Annotated in this window: 25 protein-coding genes; 15 read left to right on the top strand and 10 right to left on the bottom strand. The window is 64.7% G+C overall.

Annotated elements, in window-relative coordinates; translation table 11 throughout:
- The first annotated feature begins 2 nt into the window (after positions 1-2).
- From coq7 to B059_RS0108955, 9 genes are all read left to right on the top strand, one after another.
- Entirely contained in the window at positions 3-626 is a 624-nt protein-coding gene (gene coq7 / locus B059_RS0108990; RefSeq protein WP_018077914.1) for a 2-polyprenyl-3-methyl-6-methoxy-1,4-benzoquinone monooxygenase, read from the top strand.
- Between the two features lie 258 nt (positions 627-884).
- Positions 885-1,064, top strand: coding sequence for a hypothetical protein (locus B059_RS0108985; protein ID WP_018077913.1), 180 nt, complete (start codon positions 885-887; stop codon positions 1,062-1,064).
- 25 nt (positions 1,065-1,089) lie between these two features.
- Entirely contained in the window at positions 1,090-1,224 is a 135-nt protein-coding gene (locus B059_RS21645) for a hypothetical protein (protein WP_018077912.1), read from the top strand.
- Positions 1,225-1,489: 265 nt separating this feature from the next.
- The gene (locus B059_RS0108975; RefSeq protein ID WP_026177407.1) at positions 1,490-1,921 is read left to right on the top strand and encodes a YbaN family protein; all 432 of its coding nucleotides are present in this window, start codon (positions 1,490-1,492) and stop codon (positions 1,919-1,921) included.
- A 257-nt stretch (positions 1,922-2,178) separates the two neighbouring features.
- On the top strand, positions 2,179-2,307 hold the full coding sequence (locus B059_RS21640) for a hypothetical protein (protein WP_272867460.1): 129 nt from the start codon (positions 2,179-2,181) through the stop codon (positions 2,305-2,307).
- A 195-nt stretch (positions 2,308-2,502) separates the two neighbouring features.
- Complete coding sequence (locus B059_RS0108970) at positions 2,503-3,957, top strand: EAL and HDOD domain-containing protein (RefSeq protein ID WP_157273660.1); 1,455 nt, start codon at positions 2,503-2,505, stop codon at positions 3,955-3,957.
- Positions 3,958-3,982: 25 nt separating this feature from the next.
- Positions 3,983-4,741: a Mut7-C RNAse domain-containing protein gene (locus B059_RS0108965; RefSeq protein WP_018077909.1), complete on the top strand. Its 759-nt coding sequence runs from the start codon at positions 3,983-3,985 to the stop codon at positions 4,739-4,741.
- A 45-nt stretch (positions 4,742-4,786) separates the two neighbouring features.
- Entirely contained in the window at positions 4,787-5,257 is a 471-nt protein-coding gene (locus B059_RS0108960) for a c-type cytochrome (RefSeq protein WP_018077908.1), read from the top strand.
- Positions 5,258-5,330: 73 nt separating this feature from the next.
- Positions 5,331-5,726 carry a DUF302 domain-containing protein gene (locus B059_RS0108955; RefSeq protein ID WP_018077907.1) on the top strand — a complete coding sequence of 132 codons (396 nt, stop codon included), beginning with the start codon at positions 5,331-5,333 and terminating at the stop codon, positions 5,724-5,726.
- Positions 5,727-5,794: 68 nt separating this feature from the next.
- Here the strand turns inward: B059_RS0108955 and B059_RS0108950 are convergent, their stop codons facing one another.
- From B059_RS0108950 to pmbA, 7 genes are all read right to left on the bottom strand, one after another.
- On the bottom strand, positions 5,795-6,106 hold the full coding sequence (locus tag B059_RS0108950) for a DUF2288 domain-containing protein (protein WP_018077906.1): 312 nt from the start codon (positions 6,104-6,106) through the stop codon (positions 5,795-5,797).
- Between the two features lie 38 nt (positions 6,107-6,144).
- Positions 6,145-8,463 carry a YgiQ family radical SAM protein gene (locus tag B059_RS0108945; RefSeq protein ID WP_018077905.1) on the bottom strand — a complete coding sequence of 773 codons (2,319 nt, stop codon included), beginning with the start codon at positions 8,461-8,463 and terminating at the stop codon, positions 6,145-6,147.
- A gap of 84 nt (positions 8,464-8,547) precedes the next feature.
- A complete protein-coding gene (locus tag B059_RS0108940; RefSeq protein ID WP_018077904.1) occupies positions 8,548-8,874 on the bottom strand; it encodes an FKBP-type peptidyl-prolyl cis-trans isomerase in 327 nt (108 codons plus the stop codon).
- Positions 8,875-8,981: 107 nt separating this feature from the next.
- Positions 8,982-10,379, bottom strand: coding sequence for a TRAP transporter large permease (locus B059_RS0108935; protein ID WP_018077903.1), 1,398 nt, complete (start codon positions 10,377-10,379; stop codon positions 8,982-8,984).
- A complete protein-coding gene (locus tag B059_RS0108930) occupies positions 10,379-10,918 on the bottom strand; it encodes a TRAP transporter small permease subunit (RefSeq protein WP_026177406.1) in 540 nt (179 codons plus the stop codon). Before B059_RS0108930 ends, B059_RS0108935 begins: the two co-directional genes overlap by 1 nt.
- Before the next feature lie 150 nt (positions 10,919-11,068).
- Positions 11,069-11,680, bottom strand: coding sequence for an arylesterase (locus B059_RS0108925; RefSeq protein WP_018077901.1), 612 nt, complete (start codon positions 11,678-11,680; stop codon positions 11,069-11,071).
- A 1-nt stretch (position 11,681) separates the two neighbouring features.
- Positions 11,682-13,022, bottom strand: a complete 1,341-nt coding sequence (gene pmbA / locus B059_RS0108920) for a metalloprotease PmbA (RefSeq protein WP_018077900.1) — start codon at positions 13,020-13,022, stop codon at positions 11,682-11,684.
- A gap of 60 nt (positions 13,023-13,082) precedes the next feature.
- Here pmbA and yjgA point away from each other — a divergent pair, with 60 nt between their 5' ends.
- From yjgA to B059_RS0108905, 3 genes are all read left to right on the top strand, one after another.
- Entirely contained in the window at positions 13,083-13,649 is a 567-nt protein-coding gene (gene yjgA, locus B059_RS0108915; protein WP_018077899.1) for a ribosome biogenesis factor YjgA, read from the top strand.
- Between the two features lie 111 nt (positions 13,650-13,760).
- Positions 13,761-17,294, top strand: a complete 3,534-nt coding sequence (locus B059_RS0108910) for a DUF748 domain-containing protein (RefSeq protein ID WP_018077898.1) — start codon at positions 13,761-13,763, stop codon at positions 17,292-17,294.
- 55 nt (positions 17,295-17,349) lie between these two features.
- Positions 17,350-18,150, top strand: coding sequence for a hypothetical protein (locus B059_RS0108905; protein WP_018077897.1), 801 nt, complete (start codon positions 17,350-17,352; stop codon positions 18,148-18,150).
- Here B059_RS0108905 and B059_RS0108900 read toward each other — a convergent pair.
- The gene (locus B059_RS0108900) at positions 18,139-18,861 is read right to left on the bottom strand and encodes an EI24 domain-containing protein (RefSeq protein ID WP_018077896.1); all 723 of its coding nucleotides are present in this window, start codon (positions 18,859-18,861) and stop codon (positions 18,139-18,141) included. The genes B059_RS0108905 and B059_RS0108900 overlap by 12 nt on opposite strands.
- Entirely contained in the window at positions 18,858-19,412 is a 555-nt protein-coding gene (mog, locus tag B059_RS0108895; protein WP_018077895.1) for a molybdopterin adenylyltransferase, read from the bottom strand. The genes B059_RS0108900 and mog overlap by 4 nt, the downstream gene beginning before the upstream one ends.
- 73 nt (positions 19,413-19,485) lie before the next feature.
- Between mog and B059_RS0108890 the strand changes: the two genes are divergently transcribed.
- Complete coding sequence (locus B059_RS0108890; protein WP_018077894.1) at positions 19,486-19,977, top strand: thioredoxin family protein; 492 nt, start codon at positions 19,486-19,488, stop codon at positions 19,975-19,977.
- Positions 19,974-21,155 carry a hypothetical protein gene (locus tag B059_RS0108885; protein ID WP_018077893.1) on the top strand — a complete coding sequence of 394 codons (1,182 nt, stop codon included), beginning with the start codon at positions 19,974-19,976 and terminating at the stop codon, positions 21,153-21,155. The genes B059_RS0108890 and B059_RS0108885 overlap by 4 nt, the downstream gene beginning before the upstream one ends.
- Positions 21,156-21,162: 7 nt before the next feature.
- On the opposite strand, the gene B059_RS0108880 is transcribed toward B059_RS0108885, so the two are convergent.
- Entirely contained in the window at positions 21,163-22,086 is a 924-nt protein-coding gene (locus B059_RS0108880) for a magnesium and cobalt transport protein CorA (protein ID WP_018077892.1), read from the bottom strand.
- A 493-nt stretch (positions 22,087-22,579) separates the two neighbouring features.
- Between B059_RS0108880 and B059_RS0108870 the strand changes: the two genes are divergently transcribed.
- A complete protein-coding gene (locus B059_RS0108870) occupies positions 22,580-23,758 on the top strand; it encodes an O-antigen ligase family protein (RefSeq protein WP_018077890.1) in 1,179 nt (392 codons plus the stop codon).
- Positions 23,759-24,002: the final 244 nt, after the last annotated feature.

Raw genomic sequence — 24,002 nt, 5'->3', positions numbered from 1 at the left:
CCATGAACCGACTCGACCAGCTCATCACCATCTTCGATTTGGGTTTGCGTGCCGTCTTCGCCAGTCCGCATGCCGGCCGCCCCTATCCCGGCGCCGGCCCCGAGGCCGGACTCTCCGAAGCGGAGAAAGCCCAGGCCGCCGCCCTGATGCGCGTCAACCATGTCGGCGAAGTCTGCGCCCAGGCGCTCTACGCCGGCCAGGCGCTCACCGCAAAGAACGAAGCGGTACGCGCGGAACTCGACCGCGCCGCGCGCGAAGAGACCGACCACCTCGCCTGGTGCGAGCAGCGCATCAACGAGCTCGGTGGCCGCAAGAGCCTGCTCAATCCGCTGTGGTTCGGTGGCGCTTTTGGAATGGGTGTGGTCGCCGGCCTCCTGGGCGACAAATGGAATCTCGGCTTCCTTGCCGAGACCGAGCGCCAGGTCGAAGCACACCTCGATGGTCACCTGCAGAAGCTGCCCGAGGCCGACGCGAAGAGCCGCGCCGTGGTCGAGCAGATGAAGCTTGACGAAGCCCGGCACGCGCAGACCGCCGTCGACCACGGCGGCGCGCCGTTGCCGTTGCCGGTGAAGATGGCGATGCGGTTCGCGGCGGATATGATGCGGCAGACAGCGAGCCGGGTTTGATTTGACGTGTGGCAACAGCGGGGGGGATTTTATTGCGAGCCTGGCCTCTTATCGATTCCGGTATCGTTCTTGATCTACGCGACGGGAATGCGGAGCGCCGTTGCCGAAGATGGATGCGCACCTCTCGCCGCCAGTACGAGTGACCGGTGGGCGGGCGGTACCGATACCCCGGGCCCGACAACTTGCATGAATTAAAAATGTATATACAATGTAGATATCTTTCTGCTTTGGGTTTCACTTTCCACGCGGGTATCAGCCATGTCCGATAGGCCAAAGAAGGTGAAGCTCAACAAGAAAGATAGCCAATTGCTGATTCGTATCAGCAGCATCGAGCGCGAGCAGTTCATGCAGGTATGCGAACAACTGGATACCTCCAGCGCTCGCGAAATCAGGCAGTTCATTCGTGGGTTCATCAAGAAGCACAAGCCCACCGAATAGCCCGGAAAAGCAAAGGAGACATTTCATGTCAAAGAAAGCAGCAACTACCAAGCAATCCGCCAAATCCTGCAAACAGGAAATCAAGGCTCGTGAAGCCAAGATCGAGAAGCATGAGAAGAAGGTCAAGTCGCTGAAGAAAGCGCTGAAAAAAGTAGCTTGAATTAAAGCCTGGGCCGCCCTGGGGCGGTCCAGGCCAGTTCAGGGTGGACATCACGCGCAACCCTTCTCACACCCCGCTTCTCCCTGCCGCAGCCGGAATGACCGGCCTTGACGGACATTATTCAAGCGCATCCAAAAACGCAACGCGTCTTCCTCGCCAGCTACGCCAAAGAGCCAGCACCTGATCGCCTCGTAATGTGCCCCTTCTGCCGGAAAGTGAGTAAGGGGTGTCATATTTCACCCTCATCCATGCGCGGGAGGTGACGATGCGCGGATCGCCTTCCAGGCCCGACACCCACCTGCACCGCCACGTCTTACCAGTGCGGCTGGTGTTCGCTGCCCTGGGCACGCTGTTCCTCGGACTTGGCGTGGCCGGCCTCTTCCTGCCGGTGCTGCCGACGACGCCTTTTCTGCTGCTCGCCGCCGCCTGCTACGCCCGCTCGTCGCGCCGCATCTTCGACTGGCTGCTGAGCCATGCGCATTTTGGGCCGCTTATCCGCGAATGGCGCGAGCACCGCGCGATACCGTATCGCGCCAAGCGCATCGCGCTCATACTGATCGCACTGAGCTTCGCAATTTCCGTCGGCTTTTTCATCCCCGGCTGGCTGGCTAAGCTTGGAATGGCCATGGGCGGCCTGGCGCTGATGGCATGGATTGCGCGCATCCCATCGCGGGATGCGCCCAATGACCGGGAATGAGACGGACGTGTGGATAGGGCATCTGAGCTGACCCGGGTTGGGTCACGAGTACCGGTGTGTCGTCAGCAGTGTCTCCCTCCTCTCGGCAAAACGGGTGGTGCGGCGGACGGCCTGCCAGGCGCGATTGATTGTTCGCGACGGGTTTAAACATAAACCCACCTATTCCCGCGCATCGGTCTATGATCAACCCGTGTTGTGCTCGCGGGATTTATCAAACCCAGTCCGACACTTCGAAAGCCACTGCAAGGAGAATCACCATGGCAAAAGGCCAGTTACGTGGAAACAAGGAAGCCAAAAAACCCAAGAAGCCGAAACAGGTAGCCGTTCCGGCGGGATCGTTCATCACGCCGCCCAAGGCGGCCAACCCAACAAAAACCCGGAACTGATCTGCGGGGCCCCGAGCAAACGCCACCTTCGAGGTGGCGTTTTTGCATCCGGCATTCCGGCGACACCGGATTGATCTCCCGGCTTTTCCGGGCGGACTTGGGCGACAATAGCCGGCGTGGGGTTGCCGATACTTTTCGCTGTTGCCGAGCAGCAAGACCATGAAGCCTGGGCTTTGAAAAGAACCGAACGAATGAATGCCTGATGGGGTCTGGATGCTGGATCGTTTTGTCAGAATGTTGATGGGTAGGAAGGCCAGGCTGCGCAGCGAGGTGGAGCATGGAAGCCGCCTGTTCCCGTCGCGGCGCGAACAGGCGGCCTTTCGCAAGCTGAACGCGGTGGCACCGCTGGCGGGCGAGGTGAACAAGACACCGGTCAGGGTGGTGACCCATTCGAGCAGCCCGCTGGCGCCGCCGCCGGCCAAGGCGATCGTGTACCGCGAGACGGTGCTGGGAAAGGACAGGCGCGTGGCGGGGTATGGCCTGAGCCTGGGGTACAAGATCAACCCGCAGGTGCGGGCCGCCAGCATCAGCATCCAGCGCCTGTATGACAAGGTACTGGTACGCAATCTGCACGACATGGGAATTCAGCGCCTGCTGGTGCACCGGCAGGCGTTTGTCGATGTGTCGGTCAGTTCGCTGGACATGCCTTTCCTGGCCGAGCCGCAGCCGCAGGGCATCGTGTATGTGGTGGGCACCAACACGCAGCTTGTCGCCAACCAGGAATCCAGCCTGGCCGGGCTGGCTTGTCTGAAGACGCTGGGATATCGCATCGGCCTGCGCGCCGCCGCCGACGACAGCCCGGGCATGACGGCCTTCCTGGAACTGGCGGACTTCCTGTTCATCGACATCGGCAATAGCGATATCCCGGTCATCAGCGACCAGATCGAGGCCGCGCTCAGGGTCGCCCCGGCAATCCGCTTCGTGGCGACCAACATCCGGACCATGGAGGAGTACCGCGTCTGCGCCAACCTGCCGTTCGCCTGTTATCAGGGGCCCTTCATCACCAGCCGGGAGAAGCTGGATGCGCCGAAAATGGACGCGGGTCGCATCAGGATCCTGGAGCTGTTGAACAAGCTGCGCAGCGATGCAGAAACGTCCGAGCTGGTCGCCCTGCTCAGGCAGAGCCTGGCGCTGTCCTACAAGTTGCTGCGCTACATCAACTCCCCGGCAATGGGGCAGGCGCACAAGATCGCCACGTTGGAGCAGGCGCTGATACTGCTCGGCAGGCAGAAGCTCTATCGCTGGCTGACCCTGTTGCTGTTCACCAGCGGAGATGCAGCGGGGCTGGACTGGGCGGTGATGGAGAACGCCCTGATCCGGGCGCGGCTGGCCGAGCTTTGTGCGCAGCATGCCTTGTCCGCTGAGGAGCGGGACGAACTGTTCGTGGCGGGCATGTTCTCCCTGCTGGATGTCGTACTGTCGATGCCCATGGAGGCCGTGCTGAAGCAGGTCAGCCTGCCGCCGCCGGTCGACGAGGTGCTGCTTCGTCAACAGGGGAAATACGCGCCCTACCTGGACCTGGCCATCGCCTGTGAGCAATCCGATAACGAGAATGTCGCCCAGCTCGCGCAAGCCGTTGGGCTGGATATCTGGCGGGTCAGCGTCTTCCATCTCGACGCCATGCTGTGGGCGCAGCAGGTCGGGGAATAGCCGCCTTAAGAAGGCGCGTCCGCGCATGGTCTCCGCCACCTTCCGCTTCTACGAAGAGCTGAACGACTTCCTCGCGCCCAGGCGGCGCAAGCAGGCGTTCACGGTGCCGTGCGCGCAGGCGGCGACGACCAAGCATATGATCGAGGCGCTGGGGGTGCCGCACACCGAGGTGGAGCTGATCCTGGTCAACGGCGAATCGGTGGACTTCGGCCGCATCCTGGCGGACGGCGACCGGGTGGCGGTGTATCCGCGCTTCGAGGCGATGGACGTGACGCCCTTGCTGCGGGCATGCGAGCATCCCTTGCGCGAAACGCGCTTCGTCGCCGACGCGCATCTAGGCGGGCTGGCGCACATGCTGCGCATGCTGGGCTTCGACACGCTGTACGACAACCATTTCCGCGACGACGAGATCGTCGCGATCTGCGAGCACGACGGCCGCATCGTGCTGACGCGCGACCGCGAACTGCTGAAGCGGCGTGCGGTGACGCGCGGCTGTTACGTGCACGCGCTGAAATCGGAGGCGCAACTGCGCGAGCTCGTCGAGCGGCTCGACCTGGCGCGCAGCGCGCGGCCGTTCACGCTGTGCCTGCACTGCAACGCACCGCTGCGTGCGGTCGACAAGGCGAGCGTGCTCGACCGCCTGCCGCCCAGGGTGCGCGAGCATTACGAACGCTTCTCCACCTGCGACCAATGCGGACGCGTGTACTGGGAGGGCTCGCATTTCCGCAACATGCGGCGTCTGCTGGATGGCGTGCTGCTGAACAACAGGCCAAGCGGAACTTAAGGCGCGGCGCGCCCTCTCTCCTGTCTTCCCCTACGAGAAAAACCCATGAAAAGCCTGAAATGGAAAATCTTCGCCACCCTGGTCGTCGGTCTCGGGCTGGCCGGCTGCGACGGCACGCCCCTGGCAGGGCAGGCCGAGACCGGCGAGGTCGTGGTCGAGCGCAAGCTCGACCCGATGCAGGTGACGCGGGGCAAGGTGATCTACGAGAAACACTGTCTCGAATGCCACGGCGTGGGCGGCCGTGGACAGCCCGGCGACTGGCGCATCCGCGACGCCGATGGCCACTTCCCGCCGCCGCCGCTCGACGACAGCGCCCATGCCTGGCACCACCCCACTGCGGTGCTGCTGGAGGTCATCCGCGAAGGTAGCCCGCAAGGCCAGGGGAAAATGGCGGCGTGGAAGGACACGCTTTCCGAAGCGGAAATGCAGGACGTGGTGACCTACATCAAGTCGCTGTGGTCCGACGAGGTGTACCAGCTGTGGTGGAAAATGGAGCAGCAATCGCTGGAACCCTGACACACTGCCGGCGCTGCCATCCCGGAGCAGGTAAAATGTCGCTATTGAAATCACCCAACCCAGGAGCAACAACATGAGCGAATATGGATTCGACACCCGGATCAGCGGCCCCTTCGACGCAGCCATCGACAAGGTTACCGCCGCCCTCAAGGCCGAAGGCTTCGGCGTGTTGACCGACATCGACGTGAAGAGCACGCTGAAGGCCAAGCTCGACGTCGACATGCGCCCCTACCGCATCCTCGGCGCCTGCAATCCGCCGCTGGCGAACCAGGCCATCAGTGCCGAACCCGACGTCGGCATGCTGCTGCCGTGCAACGTCGTGGTGCGCGAGGAAGCCGACGGCAAGGTGACGGTGTCCTTCCTCGATCCCGGCATCATGGTCAAGCTGGTCGCCAACACCGCAGTCCATGGCGTGGCGGCCGAAGCGCGCGCCCGTCTGCTGCGGGTGAAGGACAGTCTGGCCGCCTGAGCGGTTTGACGTGCGAAAAAAAGCCCGCAACCGCGGGCTTTTTTGTGTGTGCATTCCAGGGTGCACGCTCAGTTTTCGATTTGCTTGACCACTTCCTGCACCAGCACCCAGGGCGCCACCACCACCGCCCAGAACAGCGGCTGGCGCGCATGCCAGTCCTCGGCGTCGCCGAGTTCGGCGCGGGCGATGCGGCCCTCGGCCAGCCATTCCTGCACGGTGTCGGCGTTGTTCTCGGCGACATGCAGGGCAGCATCGACCAGGTCCACGCCAATGGCGACCTTGATGACATCGCCACGCGCGAAGTGGCGTTCGAGTTCGGGCCAGCCGAGCTGGGCGGTTTCGAGGTTGAGCTTGGCGCGGAGGATGTCGCTGGGGGTCACGGCAGATTCAAGAGGCAAGATTCAAGTTACAGGAAAATTCAGCGCGACTTGCCGCCACCGCGACGCTGGCTCAGGGGGTGCTTGGGCACTTGAGGGGGCCGGCCGCGGCCGGCGGGGGCGGGTTTGCCCGATGCGGGTTTGCTTGAGCCGGATTTGTCCGGGGTGGCTTTGACCGACACGGGTTTGCCCGCACCTGACTTGGCTGCATTGGGTCGGGTTGCGCTGGGTTTGGCCCGGCTGTCGCCTTCGGCGCGCGGCGCGCGCGCGCCTTCCGGCGGCCTGCCGGTGCCGGCGGGCTGGTAGAGCGGAATCAGGTGCTTCTTGCTGTTGCCGATGAGGTCTTCGCGGCCCATTTCCTTCAACGCTTCGCGCAGCAGCGGCCAGTTGTCGGGGTCGTGGTAGCGCAGGAAGGCCTTGTGCAGACGGCGCGTGCGGGCCTGGCGCACCACCGGCACGGCTTCGGCCTTGCCGCCAAGCACCTTCTTCAGCGGGTTCTTCCCGGTGTGGTACATCGCCGTCGCCAGCGCCATCGGCGTCGGCAGGAAGGTCTGCACCTGGTCGAGGCGGAAATCGTGCTGCTTCAGCCACAGGGCCAGATTGAGCATGTCCTCGTCGGTGGTGCCGGGGTGGGCGGCGATGAAATAGGGAATCAGGTACTGCTTCTTGCCGACCGCCCTGGAGGCGGCTTCGAACATCTCCTTGAAGCGGTCATAGGCGCCCATGCCGGGCTTCATCATCTTCGACAGCGGGCCGGCTTCGGTATGCTCGGGCGCTATCTTCAGGTAGCCGCCGACGTGATGCTGCACCAGCTCCTTGACGTATTCCGGCGAGCGCACCGCGAGGTCGTATCTGAGACCCGAGCTGATCTGGATTTTCTTGATCCCGGGAATCTGGCGCGCGCGGCGGTACAGGTGGATCAGCGGCGTGTGGTCGGTGTTGAGGTTGTCGCAGATGTCGGGGAACACGCAGGACAGCCGCCGGCACGATTGCTCGATCTGCTTCGACTTGCACGCCAGGCGGTACATGTTGGCGGTCGGTCCGCCGAGGTCGGAAATGACGCCGGTGAAGCCGGGGGTCTTGTCGCGGATCGCTTCGATCTCGCGGATCACCGAATCCTCGGAGCGGCTCTGGATGATGCGGCCCTCATGCTCGGTGATCGAGCAGAAGGTGCAGCCGCCGAAACAGCCGCGCATGATGTTGATCGAGAAGCGGATCATCTCCCACGCCGGAATTTTCGCGTCGCCATAGCTCGGGTGCGGCGCGCGCGCGTAGGGCAGGTCGTACACCGCGTCCATCTCCTGCGTCGAAAGAGGGATCGGCGGCGGGTTCAGCCAGACGTCGCGCTCGCCGTGCGCCTGGCGCAGCGCACGGGCGTTGCCGGGGTTGGATTCGAGGTGGAAGACCCTGGAAGCATGCGCGTACAGCGCCGGGTTGTTCTTCACCTGGTCGTAGTCGGGCAGGCGGATCACGGTGCGCGCGCGCACTTCCTGGCGTGCGGCGAGGCGCTCGGCCTTGGGGACGATGCGCACCGGCGCGCTGCCTTCAGGCGTCTGCGCGGTGGGAGCGCTGGGCGTCATCGCATAGGGATCGACGTGGGCGTCGATGGCGCCGGGGGTGTCGAGTTCGGTCGACAGCACCTCGATCCAGTTTGAGCCGCCTTCGATTCCCGCCTCCGGCGTGGGCGGCTTCCAGTCGTGCGGCACCATGAAGCCGGTGCCGCGCAGGTCGCGGATGTCGCCGATCTTCTCGCCCCTGGCGAGGCGATGGGTGACATCCAGCAGCGCACGCTCGGCGTTGCCGAAGATCAGGAGATCCGCTTTCGAATCCGGCAGCACCGAGCGGCGCACGGTGTCGGACCAGTAGTCGTAATGCGCGATGCGGCGCAGGCTGGCCTCGATCGAGCCGATGATCACCGGGGTGCCGGGATAGGCCTCGCGGCAGCGCTGGGCGTACACCGTGACAGCGCGATCAGGGCGCTTGTTGGGTTCGGCGTTGGCGGTGTAGGCGTCGTCGGAGCGGATCTTGCGGTCGGACGTATAGCGGTTGACCATCGAATCCATGTTGCCGGCGGTGACGCCAAAGTACAGCGTCGGCTGGCCGAGCGCGCGGAACGGCTCGGCCGAATGCCAGTCGGGCTGGCTGATGATGCCGACGCGGTAGCCCTGCGCTTCCAGCAGCCGCCCGATCAGTGCCATGCCGAAGCTGGGATGGTCGATGTAGGCGTCGCCGGTGATCAGGATGACGTCGCACGCGTCCCAGCCGAGCGCGGCCATCTCGGCACGCGACATCGGCAGGAAAGGGGCGGTGCCGAAGCGCGCCGCCCAGTGCTTGCGGTGGGAAAACAGGGCGTGGGTCATGAAAATCTATCCGCGAAGGACGCGAAGGTACGCGAAGAAATGCTTCAAGGTTTTCCTTCGCGTCCTTAGCGGACAAAAAAGGTTTTAGTTGACGCCCAGCAGTTCCACTTCGAACACCAGCGTGGCGTTCGGTGGAATCACGCCGCCGGCGCCACGTGCGCCATAACCCAGCTGCGGCGGGATGGTGAGCTTGCGCTTGCCGCCGATCTGCATGCCGGCCACGCCCTGGTCCCAGCCGGCAATGACCTGGCCGGCGCCGAGCTTGAACTCGAACGGGTCGTTGCGGTCGACGCTGGAGTCGAATTTCTGGCCGTCGGTGAGCCAGCCGGTGTAGTGCACCGATACGAATTGGCCGGCGCTGGCGGTGTCGCCGCTGCCGACGACGATATCTTCGATGATGAGTTCGCTCATGGATTCAGTCCCTGGAGTGTTGAAGTTCGCGATTGACGCGCATGTGACAGGCAATGCGCGAAGCGGTTCATTTTCTCACGTTTCCCGCCATCGGCGGCAGGCCGGTTTCAACGCCACTCGGCCGGCAGGTAATAGGCGTCGGGATCGACGTCGACGGGAATCTCGGTCACGCTGCTGGCGTCTGCGGGCGCGTCGCGCAGCACGACCTGCGGGAAAGCCAGCACCACCGCGACCATGACGAGCTGGATGGCGAGAAAGGGGATCGCGCCCCAGTAGATGTCGGCGGTGCGGATCGGCTTCGGCGCGACGCTCTTCAGGTAGAACAGGGCGAAGCCGAACGGCGGGTGCATGAAGGCGGTCTGCATGTTGACAGCGAGCATCACGCCGAACCAGATCGGGTCGATGCCCAATTTATAGGCAATCGGCCCCAGCAGTGGCACGGCGATGAAGGCGATCTCGAAGAAATCGAGGAAGAACGCCAGCACGAACACCAGCAGGTTGACCGCGACGAGGAAGCCGAGCACGCCGCCGGGCAGCTGGTTGAACAGGTGCTCGACCCACACGTCCCCATCCAGTCCGCGGAACGCCAGGGTGAAGATCGTCGAACCGATAAGGATGAAAATGACAAAAGTGGTGAGCTTGGTGGTGCTGTCCATCGCCTGTGTCAGCTGCAAACGGGAGAGCCGCCCGCGCGCCAGCGCCAGCAGCAGCGCGCCGGCCGCGCCCATCGCGCCGCCCTCGGTCGGGGTGGCGACGCCGAGGAAGATGGTGCCGAGCACCAGAAAGATCAGCACCAGCGGCGGCAGCAGCGTGGTGAAGACGCGCAGTAGCAGGGCTGAACCACGCAGGGTGCGCGCGCTGGCCGGCAGCGCGGGCGCGGCGTGCGGCCTTGTCAGCGTCACGAAAAACACATAGGCCAGATACAGGGCGACCAGCGCCAGGCCCGGGATGAGCGCGCCCTTGTACATGGCGCTGACCGAGGCGCCGAGCTGATCGGCCAGCACGATCAGCACCAGCGACGGCGGCACGATCTGCGCCAGCGTACCGGAGGCGGCGATGACGCCGGAAGCCAGCCGCTTGTCGTAGCCGTAGCGCAGCATCACCGGCAGCGAGATCAGGCCCATCGCGATGACGCTGGCGGCGACCACGCCGGTGGTGGCGGCCAAGAGGCCGCCGACCAGGATCACCGCGTAGGCGAGGCCGCCGCGCAATGAGCCGAACAGCTGGCCGATGGTGTCGAGCAGGTCCTCGGCCATGCCGGAGCGTTCGAGGATCAGCCCCATGAAGGCGAAGAAAGGAATCGCCAGCAGGGTGGGATTGGCGACGATGCCGTAGACGCGCTCGGGCAGGGCGTGCAGCAGCGAGACGTCGAACAGTCCGGCCATGATGCCGATGCCGGCGAACAGCAGGCCGTTGGCGGCGAGCGCGAACGCCACCGGATAGCCCAGCAGCAGGAAGACCACCAGGCCTGCGAACATCAGCGGCGCCAGGATTCCGGCTTCCATCAGACTTCCTCTTCGGGCGCTTCGCGGATGAGGGCGAGATGGCCGGACAGCACGCCGATGCGCTTGATGACTTCGGCCACCCCCTGCAGGGCGAGCAGGGCAAAACCCAGCGGCAGCAGCAGCTTCACCGGCCAGCGCAAGAGGCCGCCGGCGTCGGGCGAGTGTTCCTGCGTCTGCCAGGCTTCGTAAAACATCGGCCAGGCCAGCCAGGCCAGCAGCAACGCCATCGGCAGCAGAAACAGTAGGCCGCCGGCGAGGTCGATCCAGGCCTGCCCGCGCGGGCCGAAGCGGTTGTAGACGATGTCGATGCGCACGTGGCCGTTGTGCTTCAGCGTGTAGCCCGCCGCCAGCAGGAACATCGCGCCGAACAGGTACCACTGGATTTCCAGCCAGGCATTCGAGCTTTCGCCGAGTGCATACCGTATCAGCGCGTTGCCCGCCGAAATCAGGGTGGCGACGAGTACCAGCCAGATGACGAGGCGGCCGATGCGCTCGGTCAGTGCGTCGATCCGGCGGGCCAAGGCGAGCATGGGCTTCATGCTGAAAACCTTTTTCTATCCGCGAATACCCTGAAGGGCATAAAGGACGCGAAGAAACGCGAAGAAAACCCAGGAAGAGTCATGATTCGGGGTGTTTTTCTTCGCGTCCTTTATGCCCTTCAGGGCATTCGCAGATGAAAGGTTTTTGATTCACAACGCCCCGGCCTCGCGCAGCAATTCGGCCAGCCGCTCGGCGACTACGCGATAGCCGGCGGCGTTGGCATGGATCGGGTCGGACTTGAGCCGGTTGTCCTTCAGCACTTCGTCGAAGGCCTCGTCTTCCAGCGGCAGCTTCATGTCCCTGGCGACACGGGTGTAGAAATCCGGCGCGCCGCCGAACAGTTTCGGTTCGGGCACGCCGATCAGCACCACCTCCGCCCCACTGGAGCGAATCGTCTTCACCAGCAATCGCAGGTTGTTCTCGGTGGCGGCCGCGGGCTGCTTCCTCAGCATGTCGTTGCCGCCGAGACACAGCAGCACCAGGCGCGGCTTGTATTCATCCAGTACGGAGGGCAGGCGCTGCAAGCCCGTGTCCGTAGTGTCGCCGGGCACGCCGGCGTTGATCACGGTGCGGCCGGTGAGCGATGCCAGCACAGCAGGGTAGGCGGTGTCGTCGCTGGCGCCGGTGCCGTGGGTGAGGCTGTCGCCGAAGGCGACGATGACGTCGTGCGGGCTGAGCTTGGGCAGCGTCGGCGCGCGGTCGCACGCGGCGAGAAAGAGGGCGGCAACGAGCGCAATGAAATAGCGCTGTGCGCGTCGCATGTCAGTTGCCGGCTACCGTCATGTGGTCGATCAGGATGGAGCCGACCTGCTTGGAGCCGCGCTTCTCGATATCTTTACCGATGGCGACGATGCCCTTGAACATTTCGGCGAGGTTGCCGGCAATGGTGATCTCCTCGACCGGATACTGGATCTCGCCGTTCTCCACCCAGAAGCCGGCGGCGCCACGCGAGTAGTCGCCGGTGACCATGTTGGCGCCGTGGCCAAGCAGTTCGGTGACCAGGAGCCCGGTGCCCATCTGCTTCAGCAGGCCGTCGAGGTCGTGCTCGCCAGGGGCGACGATCAGGTTGTGGCTGCCGCCGGCGTTGCCGGTCGTTGCCATGCCGAGTTTCTTCGCCGAGTAGGTCGACAGGAAGTAGCCCTGCAGCACGCCATCCCTGACGACGTCGCGATCGAGGCAGGCGACGCCTTCGCTGTCGAAGGGCGCGCTGCCGAGACCGCCGGGAATCAAGGGCTGCTCACGGATGGTGACCAGCGGGGCGAACACCGGCTTGCCGAGGCTGTCGAGCAGGAACGACGACTTGCGGTAGAGGCTGCCGCCCGAGACCGCGGCGACGAAGTTGCCGATCAGACCGGTGGCGATCGGCGCCTCGAACAGCACCGGGCAGGTGCGGGTGTCGAGCTTGCGGCCGTTCAACCGGCGCACGGTGCGGGTGCCGGCGATGCGGCCGACGGTCTCGGCGGATTCCAGATCGTTTGCATTGCGGGCGCTGGTGTACCAGTAGTCGCGCTGCATGCCGCCGGTGTCCTCGCCGATCACCGCAACCGACATGCCGTGGCGCGAACCGGCATAGCCGTTGCAGAAACCGAGGCTGTTGGCATAGATGAACTGCGAAGTGTGCAGGCTGACGCCGGCGCCTTCCGAGTTGGTCAGCCGCTTGTCCACCACCAGCGCCGCCGCCTCGCAGGCCCGGGCGCGCTCGGCGGCCTCTTCCACGCTGAGCGCCCACGGATGGTAGAGATCGAGATCGGGCACGGTCTGCGCCAGCTGGTCGGCATCGGGCAGGCCGGCGGCTTCGTCCTCGGCGGTGTAGCGGGCGATGGTCAGCGCCTTCTCCACCGCGCTTTTCAGCGCTGCTTCCGACAGGTCCGAGGTCGAGGCATGGCCGCGCCGCTGGCCGAGGTAGACGGTGACGCCGGCACCCTTGTCCTTGTTGTATTCGATGGTCTCGATCTCGCCCTGGCGCACGCTGACGTTCTGGCCGACGCCTTCTGAAATCTCGGTGTCGGCGGCGGTGGCACCCTGTTTGGCTGCATGCTCGATGACGATCCGGGACAGGGTCATGAGCTGGTCGCGGGTATAGCTGAATTGGGAGCGGGGCATGTCGGAATTTACAAAAGGAAATGGAGGGCGCGAATACGTTTTGTATGGGCTGAAACTACAATGACGATAATAACAGCAACCGAAAGCCCCACCGTGCGCCTGATCGACCCCGATGCCGAGCTGGAATTCGACCCCGACGAGGTCTACGACGGCCCCAGCAAGAGCCACAGGAAACGCGAAGTCGAAGCCCTGCAGGCGCTGGGTGAAATCCTGGTCAAGCTGCCCGATGCGCAATTCAAGCGCATCGAACTGCCGGATGAATTGCGCGAGGCAGTGGCCGCCTGCCGCAAGATCACCCAGAACGGCGCGCTGCGGCGGCAAAAGCAATACATCGGCAAGCTGATGCGGGCAGTCGACCCGGCGCCGATCCAGGCGCAGATCGACGCCTTCAACGGTGTGTCCGCGGCGGAAAACGCCAGGCTGCACCAGGCCGAGAAATGGCGCGAGAAGCTCATCGCCGACAACGAGGCGCTGACGCTGTTTCTCGATAACTATCCTGACACCGACGCCACGCACCTGCGGCAACTGATCCGCAACGCGCGCGACGAGGCGGCGCGCAGCAAGCCGCCGAAAGCCTTTCGTGAGATATTCAAGGTGATCCGTGAGGCCATGCAGAAGGCGGATTGATCCGCGAATACCCTGAATGGCATAAAGGACGCGAAGAAACCTTTTTGCAATTCTCCTTCGCGAATCTTTGCGATCTTCGTGGATAAAGGGTTTTGAAGAGGGAGAGACCGTATGTGGGGACGCGTCGTCAAAATTGCATTGAGCCTGCCGTTTCTGATCGTCACCGGACTGTTCGGGCTGTATCTGGCGTTCGGCTTCTTCCTGGTCAATCCGCTGGCGCAGAAGCTGCTGCCCTGGGTTGGTGAAAACAAGCTTGCAAGCCGGCTGAGCGCGCAGCAGGTCAAGTTCAATCCGCTCACCCTCGAAGCCACGGTGGACGGCCTCAAGCTGGCCGAGATGAATGGCGCGCCGCTGGCTGGTTTCGACCGGCTCTACGTCAACCTCGACAGCGTCGGACTGTTCCGCTGGGCCTGGCGTATCCGCGACGTTCAGCTCGAACAGCCGCGCGCCATTCTTGCGGTGCAGCCCGGCGGCAAGCTGAACTGGGCGGCGCTGCTCGCCAAGCTCAATGAAAACAAGGAACCGCCGTCCGATACCCTCGCGCGGGTGTTGATCGATCGCATCAAGATCGACAACGGCGACATCGAATACACCGATGCCAATCGCACCGGCGCCCCCTTCAAGGCGGCGCTGCAGCCGCTCGGTATCGAGCTCGAAGGCCTGTCCACGCTGCCCGAGGACAGGGGCGATTACCTGATCGCGGCCAAGCTGCCGGAACAGGGCGGCACGCTCAAATGGAAGGGTGACGTCGGCTTGAATCCCATCGCATCGAGCGGCGAGCTCGGGCTGCAGGGGGTGCGGCTGGCCAATCTGCTGCGGGTGGTCAAGAGCCCGCGCAATTTCGAACTGCCATCCGGCACGCTCGCCGCAGGCTTGCGCTACCGCTTTGTCATGGTACGCGACAAAACCGGCACGGACGTGCCCTGGGTACAGATCAGCGGCGCCAACCTGATTGTGCAGAGCCTGGCGCTGGCGCCACGCGGCGACGGCACCCCGAAGGACGGCGGCCCGCTGCGCGCTGGAGCGTATGCGCCGGTGCTGGAGCTTGCCGAGGCGCGCATCAGCAATGCCAACCTCGACCTGGCCAAGCGCCGGATCGAGGTGGCGAGCGTCAGCCTGTCCGGCGGCAAGCTGGCGGCGACGCGCGACCTCAAGGGCACGCTGGACTGGCAAACCCTGTTCGCGGCGGACGAAGACGCTGCCGCGCCCCGGTCCGCGGCAGCCAAACCGGCGACGGCCGAAACCGCTGCGCCTGTGGCCACGTGGAAAATCGACGTGCGCGAAATCAAACTGGCCGACTGGGCGGCGCGTTTCACCGACCGGAGCTTTGCCGCGCCGCTTGGCGTGAGCGCCGAGGGTTTCGGCCTGACCGCCGCGCTGACGGGCGAGCTGGGAGCCGCGGCTGCGATCGACGTCGGCCCGGTCAACGCAACGCTGGGCCCGGTGCGGGTGCAGTCCGGGACGCAGCAGGTGGCGGAATTGCAGCATGCGGCGCTGGTCAATGCGCAGCTGAAGCTGGCGGAAAACCGGCTCGCCATCGAGGCAGTGGAACTGAACGGCGCAAAAACCAGCGTGGCGCTGGACAGGCGCAAGACCCTCAACTGGACCGAAATCATGAAGCCGGCCCCCGGCGCGCCTGCTGCAGCGCCGGCCAAGGCGGAAACGGCGGCGGCTTCGCCCATGGACGTGCAGCTCGCGCGCCTCAGTCTCGATGGCATCGAAGTCGGTATCGTCGACCAGTCACCCGGCGCGCCGGTCAGGCTCGATGTCGCCAGGGGCTTCATCACCCTGAATGACCTCAGCCTCGACATGAGCAAGGCAGTGTCCCTGCAAGCCGGCTTCGCACTCAGGCAGGGCGGCCGCTTCGAGGCCGGCGGCACGGTCGTTCCGGGCAAGACGTCGGGCCGGCTCGACCTCAAGCTGGCCGGGCTGTCGCTGCAACCCTTTGCGCCCTACGTCAACCAGCTGGCCAGGCTCAACCTGCATTCGGGCGTGGCGTCGACCCGTGGCAGGCTGACATTCGCGCAGGCGAAATCGGGCATGAAGCTGGATTTCGACGGCGGCTTCGCGGTCGACGATCTCGCCATCACCGAGGAGGAAACCGAAGAGGCCTTCCTCGGCTGGAAGAAACTGTCGTCCGACAGCCTCGAATTCAGGCTCAACCCCGACCGCCTGCACATGAACGAACTGGTGGCGCTGAATCCCTTCGGCAAGGTCATCATTTTCGAGGACAAGTCGATCAACCTGCAGCGCATCCTGCGCACCCCGGCGCAGGCGCCGCTTGTCACGCCGCCGGCAAAGCCCCAACCAGCGCCCCCCACCCAGCCGGCCGCGTTTCCGCTGGCCGTCGAACGTCTGCGCATCGTCGGCGCGAATGCGGAATTCGCCGACCTTTCGCTGACGCCGCAGTTCGGCACCCGCATGCACGATCTCGGCGGCGTGGTGACCGGGCTGTCCACCGATCCGGCGACGATGGCGCTGGTGGAGCTTGACGGCAAGGTCGACGATTTCGGCTCGGCGCGCGTGCGCGGCTCGATCCAGCCATTCAGGGCGACCGATTTCACCGATCTGAGGCTGACGTTCCGCAATCTGGAAATGACCAACATGACGCCGTATTCGGGCAAATTCGCCGGACGCAGGATCGATTCCGGCAAGCTCTCGGTCGACCTCGAATACAAGATCAAGCAGCGCCAGCTGACAGGCGACAACAAGTTCGTGATCAACAAGCTCAAGCTCGGCGAGCGCGTCGACAGCCCCGACGCGATGAAGCTGCCGCTCGATCTGGCGATTGCCCTGCTGGAAGACAGCGAAGGCATCATCGACCTCGATCTGCCCGTCACCGGCAGTCTCGACGATCCGCAATTCAGCTACGGCAAGATCATCTGGAAAGCCATCGTCAACGTGCTGACCAAGCTGGTGACCGCGCCTTTCCGCGCGCTCGGCAGCCTGCTGGGGATCAGTTCCGACAAGCTCGAAGCCGTCGAATTCGATTTCGGCACGGCCACCCTGCTGCCGCCGGAACAGGAGAAGCTCAAGGCAGTCGGCCAGGCGCTGGCCAAACGGCCGCAACTCACACTGTCGATCGCTCCGGCGTATGAGGTGAAAGGCGATACGCGCGCGATCCAGGAATTGTGGATTCGCCGCGACGTCGCTCTGCGCATGGGGCTGAAAATCGAGCCCGACAGCGAACCCGGCCCCGTCGACACCACCAACCCGCGCGCGCAGAAAGCGCTGGAAGCGCTGTACGGTGAGCGTTTCGGCAAACAGGGCGGGGTGAAGGCGATCAAGGCCGAATACGCGAAGGCCAAAGAGGCCGGTCCGTCGCTGCACGCGGCCATGCTGGAGCGCCTGACCCTGCAAATTCCGGTGACCGAGCCCGAACTGCAGCGGCTGGCGCAGGCGCGCGGCGAGGCGGTGAAGCAGGCGCTGATCACGCTGGGGCAGGTGGATGGCGCCAAGATCAGTGTGGGCGAAGCGGTGAAAAACGCGGATGGCGGCAAGCTGGCCGCCAGCAAGATGAGCCTGGGAGCGGGCAAAAAACCGTCGCCCGTGCCCGCGTCGCCCGCCGAACCCGCCACGCCCGTGCCGTCCACCGAACCTGCCACGCCCGTGGCGCCGGTGGCGCCCGCCGCGGCGGCATCCTGATGCTGCCGCCGACGCGTCTTCGCGGTACCGGGAATGGCTGGATGCCCGCCCTGCCATGACTTTTCGCCGGCTGCGCATTCTGCTGCTGCTGGGCGTGCTGGCCGCGGCGCTCGGCTTCACCTGGCTGGAACAATTCATGGTGCGTGCCTGGCAGGTGCCGCTGGATGTGGTCGTGGTCCCGATCAACGGCGACGGCTCGGCACAGGCGGCACAGACGATCCGTACGCTGCAGGCGAGCGATTTTCACGAGATCAATGCGTTTCTCGAACGCGAAACGGCGCGCTACGGCGTGAAGCAGTCGCCGGCGATGCAGATCAGCCTGCTGCCGGAGTTGAAGGAGAAACCGCCTGCTCCGCCACGCGACCGCAGCGTGCTGGAAACCGTGTTCTGGAGCCTGAAGCTGCGCGGGTGGGTGTATCGGCAGTCGGGGCAGTGGCTGCCGCAGCTCGGCAAGATCAAGCTGTTCGTGCTGTATTACGCGCCGCAAGACGGCATCGCGCTGGATCATTCGCTGGGTTTGCGGAAAGGCCTGATCGGCGTGGTGCACGCCTTTGCGGATCCCCGCCAGACGCGCCAGAACAATATCGTGATCGCACACGAACTGTTGCACACCCTGGGCGCGACCGACAAATACGACGCCGGGGGCAGGCCGGTTTATCCGCAAGGTTATGCCGAATCCGGGCTGCCGCAGTCGCTGCCGCGCCAGCAGGCCGAAATCATGGCCGGCCGGCTGGTCAATGGCGCCGGGCAGCTGGTGATGCCGCTCAGCCTGGAACAGTGCGTGATCGGCGCCATGACCGCGCGCGAAATCAATTTCGATGCAGGCTTCAGACGGCGCTTTGCCTCAGCCGGTTGAGGCCGCTCGCTGCCTTTCGAGCCGCGCCAGGCCGTAGTGGATGAACGCCAGCGCGGCGAGCACCGGGGCAAACAGGTTGAGCAGGGGGACAAACTGCACCAGTCCGGTCAGCAGCCCCAATCCCCACCAGCCCGCGCGGTCGCTCTTGAACAGCGCCGCCATTTCGTTGGCGCTGGCATGTTCGGCGATGGCGTCGTAACGGAACAGGCGCTGGTTCAGATACGCCGCGGCGACGAAGGGCACGATCACGCCGATGCCGATCAGCCACAGCGGCAGGGTGACCAGCCACAAGGCGGCAAACAGCACGACGGCGACCACCGCATTCCACAGGCTGCCGAGCAGGCCGCCGCCGTTTTCGCGTTTGAGTCCGGGGTAGTCGCGCCCGGCCACCAGGCGAATCAGCGCAGGCATGGCAAACAGCGCGGTGATGACGAGCGCGGTCAGCAGTACCAGCGGCACGAACAGCAGCAGATGCAGCAGTGCCTGAATGCCATGGGCGATCCATACCGGTTCGAGCTCGGCCAGCCAGGTCTGGATGCCGATGGCGTCGAGTCCCTGTGCAAGCCAGCCGGAGAAGGTGTGCCAGAACGTCACGCCCAGTACCAGCCACAGCAGTGCCGCCACCAGCATCGGCCACACCACCACCCACAGCACGCGCAGGCTGAACAGGTCGCGCAGTGCCCGCGCCAGCGCATCGAGAATGCCGCTCATGCGCTCTTTCTCAGTGCGGATTTGGGGCGGAATGCCGCCACGGTGCCGGGCCGCGTTTCGAGATAGGGGCCGCCGATCAGGTCGATGCAGTAGGGCACCGCGGCGAACACGCCGTCGAGCGTTTCCTTGATCGCCTTCGGCTGCCCCGGCAGGTTGACAATCAGGCTGGCGCCGCGGGTGACACCCAGCTGGCGCGACAGGATGGCGGTCGGCACATATTTCAGCGACACCGCGCGCATCGCCTCGCCGAAGCCGGGCAACACCTTGTGCGCCACCGCCAATGTCGCTTCCGGGGTGACGTCGCGCGGCGCCGGGCCGGTGCCGCCGGTGGTCAGGATCAGCGAACACCGTTCGCCGTCGGCCAGCTCGACCAGTGCTGCTTCGATCTGCGCCTGTTCGTCGGGGATCAGCCGGGTGACGAATTCGACGGGATTGGCCAGCACTTCGCCGAACCAGGCCTTGAGTGCGGGAAGTCCCTGGTCTTCGTACACGCCACTGCTGGCGCGGTCGCTGATGGAAACCAGGCCGATGCGAACGGAATCGTGGGTCATATGGTCAGAAAAGAGGGTTGCACGAGTGGCTGAATTTATCAGAATGGTGGCACTGTGGCTGAAGGAGGGCAGGATGAACCTGATCAAGAGCGTGGTGGCGGCAATCTGCTTGTGGGCGTCTGCGGCCTTGGCCGACCCGCCGCCGGGCTATCCGTTTGTCGGTTTCGACGCCGGCCTGGCAGCCGCGCGCACAAGCGGCAAGCCGATTTTCCTGTACTTCGGGCGCTACGGCTGCGCCTGGTGCGACCATACCAACAAGAAGACGTTTTCCGACGCCGCGCTAAAGAAACTGTACACCGCCAATTACGAGCTGGTGTATGTCGATGCCGAATCGGGAAAACGGCTGACGCTGCCTTCTGGCGAACGCATCACCGAAGCCGAACTGGGCGTGCGGCTGAAGGCATTTGCGACGCCGTTGTTTGTCTACCTGACCCCGCAGGGCGACAAGATCGTGCAGATCCCCGGCTTCAAGACGGTGCAGGATTTCCGCGATTACGACCGCTACGTGCGCGGCGGCCATTACAAGCAGAAAACCCTGCTCGAATTCCTGGGCAGCAAGTCGTGAGGGCGGCGGCGCTGTTGCTGGTCATGCTGGCCGCGCCGACGCAAGCCGCGTGGGAGTGGGGCGAAGCGCTGACGGTCAACCCGGTTCAGGGAGCGGCGGTCTTTCCCCATCTGGAGTCGGCCAACCGTCAGGGCGTGGCGGTGTCGGGCGACAGCGTGGGCGTGGTGTGGGAAGACAACCGCGATGGCACGCCGCAGTGCTATCTGGCGATCAAGCCGGGCGCCGCAGCGGAATTCCAGCCGGAGATCCGCTTGAGCCAGTCGGCCTGCTACGAGCCGGTGGTGCTTGCGCTCGGTGCGGGCCGCTTTGCCGCGGCATGGGAAGAGGCGGGCAGCGTGCACGCGCGGGTATTGCCCGGCGGCGGCGCATCGAAGCTGGCTGCCGCCGAGGCGGCCCAGGTTACGCTGGCGGCCGGCGCGGGCGGGATTTACGCGGCCTGGGCCGAGCAGGCCGGGCGATTCCGCCGTATCGTCGTTGCCCGGCTGGCGTTGGCGGCGGACACGCTCGGTGTCGAGGCGGCACGGCCGGTCGAAGCGAAAGTGCCGTCCAACGAGCAGGGCTGGCCCGCGCTGGCGGTGGCAGGAGACGGCAGCGTGACGGTGGCGTGGGAGGATCGACGCGAGCGCCACACGGTGCCGCTGGTGAGCCACAGCCGCGATGGGCGCCGTTTTTCCCCGCCGGCCCGTCTGACCGATCACAAGAGCGGCAGCGTCGACGGGCTGGGGGCGGGGAGCGGCGCGATGCGGCCGACGCTTGCGACTTGGGGGCCGCGTGGCGTGGTGGCGGTATGGCTCGACAAGCGCGATTTTCTTTCCGGCTATGACGTCTACGCGGCATTCGATCCAGGCAAGCGCCGCTTCGGCAAGAATCTGCGCGTGCAGGACAGCTTCGGCGACAACATGGCGCAGTGGCATGCACAGGTCGTCGGCGACGCCAGCGGCCGGCTGGTGGCGGTGTGGGACGATGAGCGCGACGGGACGCCGGATGTGTGGCTGGCCAACTGGAATGGCAAATCGTTTGACGACAACGTGGCGGTACCGGCAGCGGCCGGTGCCGGCGCGCAGTCCGACCCGGTGGCGGCGCTGGATGCGTCCGGGCGCCTGCATGTGGTGTGGCTGGAGCGGACGGATGCGCAGGCGGCCACGCGCATCCGTTACGCCCGCGCCGAGTGGCGCTGAACGCGGCTCAGATCCAGCCGCGCCGCTTCAGGCGCCGGTACAGCACCAGCACGCTTATGCCGGTTGCCAGCAGCAGCGCCGGGTAGGCCCACGGCCATTTCAGTTCCGGCATATGGTCGAAATTCATGCCGTAGAGGCTGAACACCACCGTCGGCAGCGCCAGCAGCGCGCCCCAGCCGGCCAGCTTCTGCACCGATTCGTTCTGCTTCACCGACAGCGACGCGAGATGGAACTGCATCGCGTCCGAGGTCGAGACGCGCAGATGGTCGATGGCAGCCGACACGCGCACCGCATGGTCGTGGATGTCACGGTAATACGCCTTGAGCTCCTTGGTGGACAATTCCGGGTGCAGGCGGATCAGGTTCTGCGTGATCTCCTGCATCGGCTCGGCGGCGTCGCGCAACACGGCCAGCTCGCGCTTCATGGCGTATAGCTGTTCCAGCATGTCGCGCCCACGCCTGGTGCCGCTCGTCAGCTGGCTTTCCAGTGACTGGAAGCGCTCCTGCATGCCTTCGATCACCGGTCTGAACTGGTCGACGATGAGATCGAGCACCAGATACAGCGCGTAGGGCGTGGCGGCCTCGATGCCGCTGGGGCGGCGCTGCAGGCGCTCGCTTACCCGGTGGTAGCCGCTGCCGCTGCCGTGACGGATGGCGACGACGAAGTTGCCGCCGACAAACAGGTGGGTCTCGCCGAGTTCAAGGCGCGATTCCCACAGCTGCGCAGTGCGCGTGGCAATGAATACGTGCCCGTCGTATTCTTCGAGCTTGGAGCGCTGGTGGGTGGAAATGGCGTCCTCCAGCGCCAGCGCGTGCAATCCGAGTTCATCGCCAAGGCGCGTGATGGTCCGGCTGTCGGGAGATTTCAGTTCGATCCAGATGAAACGATCCGGCCGGCCGACATGATCGCTGATGTCGTCGAAGTCGATCACGCGGGCTGTGGCGTCTTGGAAGAGCAGGCAGTCGATGATGGGCTCCGGCGGGGGCGTGGGAATGGAACGATTCTAGTCCATGCCAACCCTGCGGATTCAATATTGGGCGCGTAGCCGGGAGCGCTGGTCGGTTATGCGGTGCGGCGGGGATTCTCCAGCAGGCCATCGCCGGGCAGCCGGAAATCGATCCGGAACGGATCGGCCTCACAGGCACGGGCGTGGATGTCGTGCAGGGTTGCTGGCTGCATCAACCGGCGCCCCGCTGCCCGCCCGACCCTGTGGCGTGGTGTAGAATTCACGCGGCCTCTGGATCGCGTGATCATCGCGGCCGCCAACACGATTCCTGAATTTGGCAGGACCCGGCAGCCAATACTGGCGCGGTTCAATCCTGCAACATAAACGCAAGGTCACTGAACCCGGTGCAGGCTGACTGGGCAAGGCAATGACGATCAATGCCGGGTTTCCCGCATGCGTATGGTAGAGAGAAGTTAAAGTGCAGACACTCCGGTTACACGCCTCCCCGCTGGAATGGGCGGGCACGACCAAAGCGTCCCTGGCGGCGTTTTTCCTGCTGTTCGTTTTCGCCCTGAGTCTGCCTGCGAAATGGGCAAGCTTGCATATCGCGGGGCTTGTCCTGGCCCTCGCGGCGGGTTTTGCGCGCCGTGAGGATTGGCGCAGCCCCGCGATGCGGACCTATCTGCTGTGTACCGCGCTCTGGTTGACCCCGGTTCTGCTGACCGCCAGCCTGCAACATGCGCTGGGGGTCGCCACCGCGCCGGGCTGGCACGAGTTGCCGGTGCTCGTGCTGCGCATGCTCGGCATCGGCCTTGGCCTCGTCGTGCTTCTCCAGCGCGGATGGCTGAGCCTGCATTCCGCTATCTTCGCGCTGCTCTGCGCGTTGGCGATCCATGCCGGCGCCGGTTTGATCGACCTGCTCACCACGCCGGATGCAAGCCTGACGCATTGGCGCGAGTTGCGCATCAACGGGCTTGTGTTCAACCCCAATCCATTCGGCATGTTCATGGCCCTGACCGCCATTCTTTCCGCCGGACTGCTGCGCAACCCGCCGCGCCGCCCGTTGCTCTGGGCGCTGTTGATCGCTGCGCTGCTCGGCGTGTGGGCATCGGGCTCCCGCGGCGCGATCCTCACCGTCGCCGCAGGATTCGCAGTGCTGTTCCCGCCCGTGAGCCGGGCGCGACTGCTTGTTTATCTGGGCGGGGCGACCCTGGCCGCCATGGTCTACCTATACGTTAGCGCAGGCGTGCAGCACGCTACGATGCAGAGTGACAACACGCGCATGCAGATCATTTCGTTTACGCTGGAACAGATTCGCCAGGCGCCGTGGCTCGGCTGGGGAATTGGCGCCTACGAGCACCTTCCCGGCCATGTCGTGAACGCACCGCACAACATGTGGCTCGACCTGGCTATCAGCAGCGGCCTGGTCGCGCTGACGGGCGTGCTGGCGTCAATTGCGCTACTGGCGTATCGGCTGTATCGCCGTGGCCATCCCGCAGCGCGGCTGGCGCTCGCCGTGCTCGCCGCCAGTGTGCTGGCGGGCACGCTCGAATACTCCATCCTGGATTCCACGCATTTCAGGGGGGTCTGGGTTCTCGTCACGGGGATCGGCTGCTACACGCTGAACGAACGTCTCACGCACACGAGTGCAAGTTAGGCTTCCCGCAGAAGGGCGCATCCTGCAAGCACCGCTTCCATTCCAGAAAAAAGCCCAGCTTCCAATTTATACCCGAACAAGTCAGTTAGCTTTTCTGACGGGGGAAATTAATCACTCCTCTTGCGCGAAGAGCCTGGAAAACGTACTGCAATGTCTTGGTAAAATACGTGTGGTCCAGCACGCTGATGTCAGACGTCGAATTGTCAAGGCAACTTGGAAAATATTGAATCCGGTGCCGATTATC

This window comes from Thiobacillus denitrificans DSM 12475 (assembly GCF_000376425.1).
Classification (GTDB): Bacteria; Pseudomonadota; Gammaproteobacteria; order Burkholderiales; family Thiobacillaceae; genus Thiobacillus; species Thiobacillus denitrificans.
Note: the sequence above shows the minus strand (reverse complement) of the source record. Positions and strands in the feature narration are given on the sequence as shown.